This window comes from Lysinibacillus sp. SGAir0095 (genome assembly GCF_005491425.1).
GTDB lineage: Bacteria > Bacillota > Bacilli > Bacillales_A > Planococcaceae > Ureibacillus.
In genome coordinates, this window is the sequence record NZ_CP028083.1 from 1,250,318 (window position 1) to 1,263,217 (window position 12,900).

12 protein-coding genes are annotated in these 12,900 nt (G+C 37.0%); all 12 read left to right on the forward strand.

Translation table 11 applies throughout. The features are described from left to right. The first annotated feature begins 64 nt into the window (after positions 1-64). Positions 65-1,225: an ADP-forming succinate--CoA ligase subunit beta gene (gene sucC, locus C1N55_RS06130; protein ID WP_137728003.1), complete on the forward strand. Its 1,161-nt coding sequence runs from the start codon at positions 65-67 to the stop codon at positions 1,223-1,225. Between the two features lie 18 nt (positions 1,226-1,243). Then, positions 1,244-2,146 (forward strand): succinate--CoA ligase subunit alpha, encoded by a 903-nt coding sequence (gene sucD, locus C1N55_RS06135; protein ID WP_137728004.1) that lies wholly within the window; start codon positions 1,244-1,246, stop codon positions 2,144-2,146. 254 nt (positions 2,147-2,400) lie between these two features. After that, positions 2,401-3,276 (forward strand): DNA-processing protein DprA, encoded by an 876-nt coding sequence (gene dprA / locus C1N55_RS06140; RefSeq protein WP_370452589.1) that lies wholly within the window; start codon positions 2,401-2,403, stop codon positions 3,274-3,276. Between the two features lie 137 nt (positions 3,277-3,413). After that, positions 3,414-5,492, forward strand: a complete 2,079-nt coding sequence (gene topA, locus C1N55_RS06145; RefSeq protein ID WP_137728006.1) for a type I DNA topoisomerase — start codon at positions 3,414-3,416, stop codon at positions 5,490-5,492. 458 nt (positions 5,493-5,950) lie between these two features. Continuing rightward, the gene (xerC, locus tag C1N55_RS06150; RefSeq protein WP_137728007.1) at positions 5,951-6,850 is read left to right on the forward strand and encodes a tyrosine recombinase XerC; all 900 of its coding nucleotides are present in this window, start codon (positions 5,951-5,953) and stop codon (positions 6,848-6,850) included. A 17-nt stretch (positions 6,851-6,867) separates the two neighbouring features. Next, positions 6,868-7,416, forward strand: a complete 549-nt coding sequence (gene hslV / locus C1N55_RS06155) for an ATP-dependent protease subunit HslV (RefSeq protein WP_137728008.1) — start codon at positions 6,868-6,870, stop codon at positions 7,414-7,416. After that, on the forward strand, positions 7,413-8,810 hold the full coding sequence (hslU, locus tag C1N55_RS06160) for an ATP-dependent protease ATPase subunit HslU (protein ID WP_137728009.1): 1,398 nt from the start codon (positions 7,413-7,415) through the stop codon (positions 8,808-8,810). Before hslV ends, hslU begins: the two co-directional genes overlap by 4 nt. Before the next feature lie 89 nt (positions 8,811-8,899). Next, positions 8,900-9,679: a GTP-sensing pleiotropic transcriptional regulator CodY gene (gene codY, locus C1N55_RS06165; protein ID WP_137728010.1), complete on the forward strand. Its 780-nt coding sequence runs from the start codon at positions 8,900-8,902 to the stop codon at positions 9,677-9,679. A gap of 328 nt (positions 9,680-10,007) precedes the next feature. Continuing rightward, on the forward strand, positions 10,008-10,400 hold the full coding sequence (gene flgB / locus C1N55_RS06170; protein ID WP_137730552.1) for a flagellar basal body rod protein FlgB: 393 nt from the start codon (positions 10,008-10,010) through the stop codon (positions 10,398-10,400). Between the two features lie 2 nt (positions 10,401-10,402). Next, positions 10,403-10,858 carry a flagellar basal body rod protein FlgC gene (gene flgC, locus C1N55_RS06175; RefSeq protein WP_137728011.1) on the forward strand — a complete coding sequence of 152 codons (456 nt, stop codon included), beginning with the start codon at positions 10,403-10,405 and terminating at the stop codon, positions 10,856-10,858. 24 nt (positions 10,859-10,882) lie between these two features. Further along, complete coding sequence (gene fliE / locus C1N55_RS06180; protein ID WP_137728012.1) at positions 10,883-11,197, forward strand: flagellar hook-basal body complex protein FliE; 315 nt, start codon at positions 10,883-10,885, stop codon at positions 11,195-11,197. A gap of 108 nt (positions 11,198-11,305) precedes the next feature. Continuing rightward, positions 11,306-12,898 (forward strand): flagellar basal-body MS-ring/collar protein FliF, encoded by a 1,593-nt coding sequence (gene fliF, locus C1N55_RS06185; protein WP_137728013.1) that lies wholly within the window; start codon positions 11,306-11,308, stop codon positions 12,896-12,898. The last annotated feature ends 2 nt before the right edge of the window (positions 12,899-12,900 follow it).

The following is a 12,900-nucleotide window of genomic DNA, read 5'->3' on the forward strand; positions in this document are numbered from 1 at the left end:
TATTTGTATAGAATGGGTTATGTTAAGAAAATAATTTCCACAGAGGTTGATTGGAGGATGTATCATGAATATCCATGAGTATCAAGGGAAAGAAATCCTAAGAAAGTATGGAGTAACGGTTCCGAATGGAAAAGTTGCATTTTCACCAGAGGAAGCTGTAAAGGTTGCTAAAGAACTTGGTTCAAATGTAATCGTTGTTAAAGCGCAAATCCACGCTGGTGGACGTGGTAAAGCTGGGGGTGTAAAAATCGCGAAGAATTTGGAGGAAGTCCGAACTTACGCGAAAGAGTTATTAGGAAAAATCTTAGTAACTCATCAGACTGGTCCTGAGGGTAAAGAAGTTAAACGTCTTTACATTGAAGAGGGGTCAGATATTAAAAAAGAATATTATTTGAGCTTTGTTTTAGATAGAGCAACTTCTCGAGTTACTTTAATGGGCTCAGAAGAAGGCGGTATGGATATCGAGGAAGTGGCAGAGCACTCTCCAGAGAAAATTTTTAAAGAAGTAATAGATCCTGTTACAGGATTGCTTCCATTCCAAGCACGTCGCATGGCTTTCAATATGAATATTCCTGCAAATCTTGTGAATAAAGCAGCAAAATTAATGCTAGGTTTATACGAGGCGTTTGTTGACAAGGATGCATCAATTCTAGAGATTAACCCACTTGTTGTAACTGGGAATGATGAGGTAGTAGCTCTGGATGCGAAATTTAATTTCGATGGAAACGGGTTGTATCGTCATAAAGATATCGTAGAGTTACGTGATTACGATGAAGAAGATCCAAAAGAAATCGAAGCATCTAAATACGATCTAAGTTATATCTCTCTAGATGGCAACATTGGCTGTATGGTTAATGGGGCGGGCCTTGCTATGGCTACGATGGATACAATTAGCTATTACGGCGGTAAACCTGCCAACTTCCTTGATGTTGGGGGCGGCGCTACTGCAGAAAAGGTTACGGAAGCATTTAAAATTATTTTATCTGATCCGAATGTAAAAGGGATCTTTGTCAATATCTTCGGAGGCATCATGAAATGTGATGTCATTGCAGAGGGAGTTATTACAGCTGCAAAAGAAGTAGGATTAAAAGTTCCTTTAGTTGTACGTTTGGAAGGGACAAACGTAGGACTTGGAAAAGAACTATTAAATGCATCAGGTTTAAATATAGTAGCGGCTGACTCTATGGCAGATGGCGCTGAAAAAATTGTAGAGCTCGTAGGTTAAGGAGGCTAATGACAATTCATGAGTGTTTATATTAATGCGGATACAAAGGTAATTGTTCAAGGGATTACAGGGGAAACAGCACTATTCCATACAAAGCAAATGCTGGAATATGGAACGAAAATTGTAGCAGGAGTGACACCAGGAAAAGGTGGACAAGTCATTGAAGGTGTTCCTGTCTTTAACACTGTAGAAGACGCAGTGAAGGTAACAGGTGCCAATGTTTCTGTTATTTATGTTCCAGCACCATTTGCAGCGGATGCAATTATGGAAGCTGTGGACGCTGAATTAGATTTGACGATTTGTATTACAGAGCATATTCCAGTATTGGATATGGTCAAAGTAAAACGTTACATGGAAGGCAAGAAAACGCGTTTAGTTGGACCAAACTGCCCAGGTGTTATTAGTGCGGATGAATGTAAAATTGGAATTATGCCAGGCTATATCCATACAAAAGGCCATGTAGGAGTAGTTTCTCGTTCAGGAACTTTAACATATGAAGCGGTTCATCAATTAACTCAAGCTGGTATTGGTCAAACAACGGCAGTTGGGATTGGTGGAGATCCTGTTAATGGCACGAATTTCATCGATGTACTAAGCGAATTCAATAATGATCCAGAAACTTATGCAGTAGTAATGATTGGTGAAATCGGCGGTACAGCAGAAGAAGAAGCGGCTGAATGGATTAAAGCGAATATGACAAAGCCAGTAGTAGGATTTATCGGTGGACAAACTGCACCTCCAGGTAAGCGAATGGGGCATGCTGGTGCCATTATTTCTGGTGGTAAAGGAACTGCAAAAGATAAAATTAAAGCAATGAATGATGCCGGAATTGAAGTAGCACCTACGCCTTCTGTAATTGGTGAAACATTAATTAAGGTAATCAAAGAAAAAGGTCTATACGAACAATGTAAAACTCATTAAAATAAAGGGTGAGGCGTCTATTACGCTTCACCCTTCCCTTATTGAAAAAGAAACAAAACTTAATAAACAGTGTCTAGCAACGGTGGCTAGACTCTTTCGTTACTTCGTATCCTTTTAAATTGCCAAAAAGCCTCTTCTTATAAGGATTCTCCAGTGCGTTTCGAGTCTGAACGAGCCGCCTTCGCTTTTTATGTATGCGGTCACTTTTTATCAAAACGAAGAAAATTTCTTCTATTATAATAAGGAGTGATATGTTGAATAATTTAAAAGAAATCCTCTCTTTTCATTACGTTTATCCTCTTCCCCTGAACAAATTTCGAATACTGATGAAATCTATCGAAACTACCCGTAATTTAATAGAAACTTCCCCGACAGAATTAGCTAAAATTCTTTCTATTTCGACAAATCGCGCAAGCGATATTTTGTCGAATTATCGACAGGTATTAAAAATTAACTTATTAGATGTATATAACTCTTCCTCAGTTAAAGCAATCCCATTCAATAGCGATTTTTATCCTGATAGTCTACATGATTTGTTAGATCCACCTACAGTCCTTTATGCAAAAGGGGATATTTCAATTTTGAACCACCCCAAGAAAATTGCCATCATAGGATCTAGAAAAGCAACGAATTATTCTAGTTTAGCGTTAGAATATATTGTACCACCGCTTGTTGAACAAGACATTGTCATAGTAAGTGGACTTGCAAAAGGTGCAGACAGTCTGGCACACCGCGCAACCATACAATTTGGAGGTAAAACCATAGCAGTGTTAGGACATGGTTTTTCTCATATTTATCCACCAGAAAATAAGAAACTTGCTTGCGAAATTGAAGGAAATCATTTACTTTTAACAGAATATCCACCATATGTTGGGGTCCAGAAATGGCATTTTCCAATGAGAAATCGTATTATTAGCGGTATCAGCAATGCAATTGTTGTAACGGAGGCTTCTTTAAAAAGTGGGACACTAATCACAACAGAGCATGCCTTAGAGCACGGTAAAGATATTTTTGTAGTGCCTGGTCCCATACAGAAAGAACAGTCAAAAGGAACTAATAGTTTACTTCGAGAAGGGGCTATTCCAATTTGGAATGGTTATCAAATTTTAGAGGAATTAAAATTGTTTTGAAGGTAAATATTGAAAAAAAGTTGCATTCTTATAAAAACTGTTATACATTTTGCAACAGATACATTTTTTAGGACGACTTACCAAAGTATGTCTATTCAAAAACAAACAATTAACCTCTACAAGGGGGAAGAATATAGATGGCAGATTATTTAGTGATAGTAGAATCACCCGCAAAAGCAAAAACAATTGAAAGATACTTAGGGAAAAAATATAAAGTAAAAGCTTCCATTGGTCATGTTAGGGACCTACCAAAAAGCCAAACGGGTATTGATACAGAAAATAACTATGAACCCAAATACATTACCATTCGTGGGAAAGGTCCAGTGCTACAGGACTTAAAATCAGCGGCAAAAAAAGCAAAAAAAATCTATCTCGCAGCCGATCCCGATCGCGAAGGAGAAGCAATTGCTTGGCATTTAGCACAAGCATTAAATATTGAAACAACTTCAGATTGCCGTGTGGTATTTAATGAAATTACAAAAGATGCAATTTTAGAATCCTTTAAAAATCCACGGCCTATCAATATGGATTTAGTGGACGCACAACAAGCAAGACGTATTTTGGACAGACTTGTAGGGTATAACATTAGTCCAATTCTTTGGAAAAAAGTAAAAAAAGGACTATCAGCGGGTCGTGTTCAATCCATTGCTCTCCGATTTATCATCGATCGAGAAGAAGAGATAAAAAACTTTATTCCCGAAGAATATTGGTCAATTGAAGCCAATTTTGATAAAGGGAAAAAGCAATTCGATGCCTATTACTATGGCAATGGTGAGGAAAAAGTAAAGCTTACAAACGAAGAGCAAGTTAAAGCGGTATTAAATGGCTTAAAGGGCGATGAGTTCCGCGTAGCAAATGTAGTCAAAAAAGAACGGAAACGTAATGCAGCCCCAGCATTTACAACATCTTCTCTGCAACAAGAAGCAGCCCGAAAATTAAATTTCCGTGCGAAGAAAACGATGATGCTAGCTCAACAGCTTTATGAAGGTATTGATATCGGGAAAAAAGAAGGTACTGTCGGGTTAATTACATATATGCGTACAGACTCAACACGAATCTCGGACAGTGCAAAAACAGAAGCAAACAATTATATCAATGAAAAATACGGTAAAGAATATATTGTAGGAGAAGCAAAACAAGCTAAAAAATCTGCAAATGCTCAGGATGCCCACGAAGCAATCCGTCCTACTAGTACGATGAGAACGCCGGATGAGCTAAAAGCCGTTTTAAGTCGTGATCAGCTACGTCTTTACCGACTAATTTGGGAGCGTTTTATTGCAAGTCAAATGGCTCCTGCGGTATTGGATACTGTGACGGTCGATTTAGTAAATGGGGATGTTCAATTCCGTGCCAATGGATCCCATGTGAAGTTTCCTGGGTTTATGAAGCTTTATATTGAAGGAACAGATGACCAAACAGAGGAAACAACAAAGCTTCTTCCAGAAATGGAAGTGGGCGATACGGTGAAGTCCTTGGAAATTGAACCAAAACAGCACTTCACACAACCGCCTCCACGTTTCACAGAAGCGCGTCTTGTAAAAGAGCTTGAGGAAAGAGGCATCGGTCGTCCTTCAACGTATGCGCCAACTTTAGACGTTATTCAAAGACGTGGGTATGTTCAATTAGATGCAAAACGATTTGTACCAACCGAGCTTGGAGAAATTGTTCATCAAGCAACATTAGAGTTCTTCCCGGAAATCATCAATATTGAGTTTACAGCTCAAATGGAACAGGATTTAGATGCCATTGAGGAAGGTATGAGAAAATGGGTAGAAGTCATTGATGCTTTCTACAAAGATTTTGAACCACGCGTGAAGTACGCTGATGAGGCAATGGAGAAAATTGAGATTAAAGACGAACCGGCTGGTGAAGATTGTGAAAAATGTGGTTCTCCTATGGTATACAAGTTAGGTAGATATGGAAAATTCATGGCTTGTTCGAACTTCCCTGAATGCCGTAACACAAAAGCCATTATGAAACCAATCGGGGTAAAATGTCCGAGCTGTGAAACAGGGGAAATCGTCGAAAGAAAAAGTAAAACAAAACGTTTATTCTATGGATGCAACACTTACCCAGAGTGCGACTTTGTTTCGTGGGATAAGCCAATAAGCAGACCTTGTCCAAAATGTAGTTCTCTATTAGTTGAGAAGAAAATCAAAAAAGGTGTTCAAATACAATGTACAAAATGTGATTATGAAGAAGCACCTTCTCAATAATTAGTAAATACTAAGATGATTTTGCTAAAAGTTCGTTTGAAAATGTCTGGAATGATAGAATAATTTGAGCACAATGATACTCAAGTAATAACAAATAGATTGCGATTTAATCGTAATTCTAAATTTTATGAATTCTCAAACAATATAATTGCAAAGTGTCTCATTAAATTGTTATAATTTATGAGGCATTTTCTTTTTGTCCAAAATTATAAAAAATTGGTAATAATAAGTAATAGTAATCATTATTTATAAAAAAAATGTAGACTGTTCACAAATATTTTACAAATTTATTTACTAAATACTTGATATCTTTCCAAGATAGGTTTAGTGTCAGTATGTATGTTTTCGAAAAGTAAGAGAAAATGTTACAGCCCAAAAGAAGTGAATAACATTCATGGGCACAATATTTTTAATAGGTTGTGCTTTTTTATGTAATTTCGTTGGAGGTGCTTTGCGATTTGTTTCTAACATTTGCAGATAGCCTAGATAAGTTTCTCAAATATATTCAACTCGAAAAGAACTTCTCAGTACATACTGTCAGGGAATATGAGTTTGATTTAAATGATTTTCTTAACTTTTTAAAAACTGAAGGGATCACTCATTTAGAAGAGGTTGAGTATATCCATGCAAGGATTTATGTAACCAAGCTATATGATGAAAAGAAGGCGAGAACTTCTATCTCTAGAAAGATTTCTTCAATTCGTTCGTTTTTTAAATACCTAAATCGTGAGTTTAATCTAGATGATTCGTCCTTTCGTTCACTTTATCATCCTAAAAAAGAAAAGAGATTGCCTAATTTTTTCTATGAGGAAGAACTCTCACAATTATTCGAAAGAAACATTGGAACAGATGATAAATCAGTAAGAAATATGGCATTACTTGAATTATTGTACGCCACAGGAATTCGCGTAAGTGAGTGTACAGAAATTGAAATGCAGGATATCGATTTTCACTATTCAATTATTCGAGTAATGGGAAAGGGTAGAAAAGAAAGGATTATCCCTTTTGGGCAATACGCACATGAGGCGTTAAGTAAATATATAGAAAAAGTTCGCGTAAGGCTAATGAAAAATCAAAATCATAAAAAAGTTTTTGTAAATATGCGCGGAGGCGAACTTACCCCTCGTGGTGTACGTTATATACTTGACGACATGATAAAAAATGCATCAATGCATACGAAGATTTACCCTCATATGTTAAGGCATTCATTTGCGACACATCTATTAAATGAGGGAGCAGATTTAAGAACGGTTCAAGAACTACTAGGTCATGCAAGTTTGTCATCAACACAAGTCTACACACACGTTACGAAAGAACATCTTCGAAATACTTATATGAATACTCATCCGCGAGCTTGATTTTAGGAGGAATGAAAATGGAACAATTCCATGCAACTACCATATTTGCTATTCATCACAAAGGAAAGTGTGCGATGGCAGGTGATGGGCAAGTTACATTAGGAAATTCAGTTGTCATGAAACATACCGCTAGAAAGGTCAGACGTCTATTCAATGGTAAAGTATTAGCTGGATTTGCAGGTTCAGTAGCTGACGCATTCACGTTATTTGAAATGTTTGAATCGAAGCTAAATGAATATGGTGGGAATTTACAACGAGCAGCAGTAGAGGTAGCAAAACAGTGGCGCGGAGATAAAATGCTTCGCCAGCTAGAAGCACTTCTCTTAGTGATGGATCAGTCAACTTTATTGCTGGTATCTGGTACTGGAGAAGTAATTGAACCGGATGATGGCATATTAGCGATTGGTTCGGGCGGCAATTATGCGTTATCTGCAGGGCGAGCGTTAAAACAATACTCTGGAGATCACCTTACAGCTAGTGAAATAGCAAAAGCTGCTCTTACAATAGCTGCTGATATTTGTGTTTATACAAACCATAATATTGTAGTGGAGGCGCTAGAAGAATGACAAAACAAAATTTAACGCCAAGACAAATTACAGAACAGTTAAATCGTCATATAGTTGGGCAAAATAATGCGAAGAGAGCTGTAGCAATTGCACTTCGTAATAGATATCGCCGCTCCCTTTTAAGTGAAGAATTGCAAAATGAAATTATTCCTAAAAACATTTTAATGATTGGTCCAACAGGTGTTGGTAAAACAGAAATAGCGCGACGTATTGCTAAACTAACAAATGCACCTTTCATTAAAGTGGAGGCGACTAAGTTTACAGAAGTAGGTTATGTAGGTCGAGATGTTGAATCGATGGTACGTGATTTAGTTGAAAGCTCGAAAAGATTGGTTACAGACGAGATGACAGAGGCTGTAAAAGATGTTGCAGAGCAAAATGCGAATGAGAAATTAGTAAAGCTACTTGTTCCATCAAAAGTTAAATCAAAGATGGCTCAAAACCCGTTAGAGATGCTTTTTGGGCAAAAGAATGATTCAACTGATGAAGATTCAACTTACGAGGAAACTGTAGTTCGTTCTAGACGCACCCAAGTTTCGCAAGATTTGAAAGCGGGTAAACTTGAAGAAGAATGGGTTACTGTAGAGGTAACTGAACAAAATACGTCAATTTTCGATATGATGCCTGGTATGGGAATGGACATGGGGGCATCAGGAATGCAAGATATGCTCTCTAGTCTTATGCCGAAGAAAATGAAAAAGCGTAAGTTGAAAGTAAAAGATGCACGTCGCGTTCTTATCATCGAAGAGGCTAATAAGTTAATCGATTCTGATGAAGTAGCTGCCGAAGCAATTCGTCGCGCAGAGCAATCGGGGATTATCTTTATTGACGAAATTGATAAAATCGCTAGTCGAGGAGGCGCCTCTTCCGCAGACGTGTCACGTGAGGGTGTACAACGGGATATTTTACCTATTGTAGAAGGATCAACTGTTACGACGAAATATGGTCCAGTCAAAACAGATTTTATGCTCTTTATTGCTGCAGGTGCCTTCCACATGTCCAAACCAAGTGATCTAATTCCTGAATTGCAAGGGCGATTCCCGATTCGTGTAGAATTAGATAAGCTAACGAAAGAGGACTTTATTCGAATTCTGAAAGAGCCAGATCAATCATTAATTTTGCAGTATAAAGCATTGTTAGAAACAGAAGGTGTAACGATTGAGTTTACAGATGATGCAATAGACAGAATCGCAGAGATTGCAACAGAGGTAAATCAAGAAACCGATAATATTGGTGCAAGAAGACTGCATACAATTTTAGAACGACTTTTAGAGGAATTATCATTTGAAGCATCTGAAATTTCACCTGCACACATCGATATTACACCTGCATATGTCGACAAAAAACTCGAAAAAATTTCAAAAAACAAAGATTTGTCACAATTTATCTTATAAATCGCGATTATTTAGTTACAATAAATTGTAGAAACCTTTAGAATATTAAGTGAATTAACATAAGCACCCCTTAGGAGGAAATTTTTAAAATGAATTTATTAGCAAAAACTCGTAAGATTAACTCGATGCTTCAAGCATCAGCTGGTAAACCAGTTAACTTTAAAGAAATGGCAGACACGCTTGGTGATATTATAGATAGCAATGTATTTATCGTAAGTCGTAAAGGAAAGTTACTGGGTATTTCAATACATCAACAAATTGAAAATGCTCGTATTCAAAAAATGGTAGAAGAGCGTCAGTTCCCAGAAGACTACGCACAGCACCTTTTCGATATTTCTGAAACATCACCAAATATTGATATCAACAGTGAGCATACAATTTTCCCTACAGAAAATCGTGATCTTTTTAAAAATGGTTTAACGACAATTGTTCCTATCATCGGTGGAGGGGAACGTTTAGGTACATTAATCTTGGGGCGTATATCTGCAAGCTTTGAAGATGACGATTTAATCTTGGCTGAATATGGTGCAACTGTAGTTGGTATGGAAATTTTACGTGAAAAATCAGAAGAAATCGAAGAAGAAGCACGCAGTAAAGCGGTGGTACAAATGGCCATTAATTCATTATCTTATAGTGAATTAGAAGCTATTGAGCATATCTTTGAAGAGCTTGATGGTAATGAAGGATTATTAGTTGCTTCTAAAATTGCAGACCGTGTAGGAATTACTCGTTCAGTAATCGTAAACGCTTTACGTAAATTAGAATCTGCTGGTGTTATTGAGTCTAGATCTTTAGGTATGAAAGGTACTTATATTAAAGTACTGAATGATAAGTTCTTAACAGCTTTGGCTGAAATAAAGATGAAATAATCTTGAAACAAACATAAAGGTTCTGTCACATAGAATGGCGGAACCTTATTTTTTTGTCTAAAATAATATACATAATTTACTGGGTGCAATTTACTAGGTGATAATAGATAATAGATTTACATTTATTTTTTTTTGCTTTACACTGTCGAAATAATGGAAAATGTGGAGAATTATGAAACGAAATGCGTGTAAATTAGTTAAAAATGGTCCCTATTGACTATTAAAAAACGACAAATGCCAATAGACACTAAGTAGTATTTTAATTTAAAATTAAGTTATCGAATTGAAATATAATGTAATATAAAAATAGATTTTGGGGTGGAAAAGCTTGAATTTGTTCGGCGGAACGATTAGTAGCCTAGAAAATGGGCTGAATTATGCTTCATTAAAAAATAAAACGATTGCTCAAAACATAGCGAATGTAGATACTCCTAATTATAAGGCGAAAAATGTCAGTTTTGAAAAAATGTTGTCAGATGCAAAAAATACGACAATTTCTGCAAAGCGAACTGATGCTAGACATTATGACTTTCAAATTCAACAATCAACACCAGGAGTTTATAGCTATGAAAACTTTAACTATCGCAGTAATGGTAACGGTGTTGATATGGATGCTGAACAAGCAAGTCTAGCAGAAAATACAATCTACTATAATGCCCTAATAGAACGTATCTCTAGTAAGTTCAATTCGCTTAATACAGTTATTAAAGGAGGTAGATAGGTATGTCGATATTTACAAGCATGAATACAACTGCCTCCGCGTTAACAGCGCAACGCTTGCGAATGGATGTCATTTCGTCAAATATTGCAAATGTTGACACAACAAGAGCTAAACAAGTAAACGGTGAATGGGAACCTTACCGTAGGAAATCTGTAACATTAACAGAAGACAATGGTCAATTCTCAAGTTTCTTAAACCAAGCCCTGGGGAAAAAGGAAAATTCAGGAAATGGCGTTAAAGTCACAAAAGTCAGTGATGATACACAGACGCCATTTAAATTAGTGTATAACCCGACTCATCCTGATGCGAACGAAGATGGTTACGTAGAAATGCCAAATGTGGATCTATTAACTGAGATGGTAGATTTAGTTTCTGCAACTCGATCTTATGAAGCAAATGTAACGGTATTTAACGCTAGTAAATCGATGTTAACGAAGGCACTAGAAATTGGTAAATAATATATGTGGAAGGGATGAGTCAATTTGGCAATAAATCCAGTATCATTATCTGTTGCAAATTCTCAAATTATAGATGAAACAAATAAATTAAAGGCGAATTCAACGCCCTTTGAGGCGCAGCAATCTTTTGCTAATACATTAAAAGATGCTATTGCTTCTGTGAATAATCAACAAATTCAATCAGATGCAATGACACAAAAGCTAATCAATGGTGAAGATGTTGATTTACATGAAGTCATGATCACCGCTCAAAAAGCGAGTGTAACTTTAAATGCAACAATGGAAGTTCGCAATAAAGCAATTGAGGCTTACCAAGAAATTATGCGAATGAGTATTTAACTTCATTTAGCAGCTCTTTATCTGCACTGTTGACTTACGTAAGGTGAATTATTTATATACGCCAATGTAAGGAGGAAAAGTGTATTCATAAAAATCGGGGGATAGCTAATGAATGAACGTTTTACAAAAGTAAAAAGCGACTCGACACAATTCTGGAAGAGTCGAACGAAAAATCAAAAAGTTGCAATTGTTGGGACATTGATAGGTGTAATTGCACTTGCAACTATACTTACATACTTTTCAACAAGAACGAACATGGTACCACTATTTACGGAATTATCTGCTACAGAGGCAGGAGAAATCGCAGAGGTTTTAACTGCACAAGGCGTTAAATACGAAATCGCTCCTGGCGGGACGAATATTTTAGTGCCAGAAGAGCAAGTAGACTCATTAACGGTTTCATTGGCGGCACAGGGATATCCTGAATCCGGTGAGATTAACAATTCCTTCTTCACATCAAATGCTGGATTTGGAATGACTGATAATGAATTTAATGTAATCAAGCTAGCTGCAACTCAAACTGAACTAGCAAACCTGATTAAAAAGATTGATGGCGTTAAAAATGCCAACGTAATGATTAATATGCCTGAAGAGGGTGTGTTTGTAAATGATACAGGACAAGAGGCAAGTGCATCGATTGTGCTTGATACTGAGCCTGGACATCAATTTTCAAACGAACAAATAGCTACTTTATACAATTTAGTCTCTAAAAGTATTCCTAACCTAAGTACTGAAAACATTGTCATCACGAACCAATACTCTGAGTATTTCGACTTAGCATCAGCTTCTTCGGGATCCAATTCAGTCGACACAGTGGATGGTCAAATGCAAGTCAAGAAAACAATTGAGCGTGATTTGCAAAGACAAGTGCAACAAATGCTAGGCACTCTTATGGGAAATGATAAGGTTGTTGTTTCGGTGACAACAGATATTGATTTCAAGCAAGAAAACCGTCAAGAGAATTTAGTTGTTCCTGTAGATGAGGAAAATATGGAAGGTATCGAAATCAGTGCCCAGCGTATTACTGAATCGTATTCTGGCGTAGATGCTGCATCTGGTACGCCCGAGGCAGGAGCGGGTACAGATAACTTTGTGGACTATAGTTCAGTTACTAGTGGTGATGGGGACTATGAAAAAGTAGAAGAGACGATAAACAAAGATGTCAATCGTATAACGAAAGACATTCAAGAAAGTCCATACAAAGTACGCGATATCGGAATTCAAGTGATGGTGGAGCCACCGGAACCAGATAATGCTGCCTCCCTATCTGAGGATGTAAGAACTGATATCGAACAAATTCTTTCGACTATTGTGCGCACGTCTATAGACAAAGAAGCGGCAGGCGACCTTACAAACGAGCAAATCAGTGACAAAGTTGTTGTTTCAGTGCAACCATTCTACGGTAATGATGGAGCAACTGCTGAGGAAACACCAATCATACCATGGTGGATTTGGGTAATTGGTGGAATTTTAGTTGCTGTAATTTTATTATTGGTATTCTTCATTGTGCGTTCTAGAAAACGAAAAGAAGCTGAAGAAGCATATTCAATCATTGAGGAACAAGAAGAGTTAATCGTAAGTGATATTAATGAAGAAAAAGAAACTGAAGGAACAATCCGTCGTAAACAATTAGAAAAAATGGCGAAGGAAAAACCAGAAGACTTTGCAAAACTCTTACGAAGCTGGATTACCGAAGATTAATG

What these genes read in the sequence shown, in the direction of transcription:
- codY (WP_137728010.1), top strand. Translation starts at nt 8,900, where the DNA reads ATGAATTTATTAGCAAAAACTCGTAAGATTAACTCGATGCTTCAAGCA.
- topA (WP_137728006.1), top strand. Translation starts at nt 3,414, where the DNA reads ATGGCAGATTATTTAGTGATAGTAGAATCACCCGCAAAAGCAAAAACA.
- hslU (WP_137728009.1), top strand. Translation starts at nt 7,413, where the DNA reads ATGACAAAACAAAATTTAACGCCAAGACAAATTACAGAACAGTTAAAT.
- flgC (WP_137728011.1), top strand. Translation starts at nt 10,403, where the DNA reads ATGTCGATATTTACAAGCATGAATACAACTGCCTCCGCGTTAACAGCG.
- sucC (WP_137728003.1), top strand. Translation starts at nt 65, where the DNA reads ATGAATATCCATGAGTATCAAGGGAAAGAAATCCTAAGAAAGTATGGA.
- sucD (WP_137728004.1), top strand. Translation starts at nt 1,244, where the DNA reads ATGAGTGTTTATATTAATGCGGATACAAAGGTAATTGTTCAAGGGATT.
- fliF (WP_137728013.1), top strand. Translation starts at nt 11,306, where the DNA reads ATGAATGAACGTTTTACAAAAGTAAAAAGCGACTCGACACAATTCTGG.
- hslV (WP_137728008.1), top strand. Translation starts at nt 6,868, where the DNA reads ATGGAACAATTCCATGCAACTACCATATTTGCTATTCATCACAAAGGA.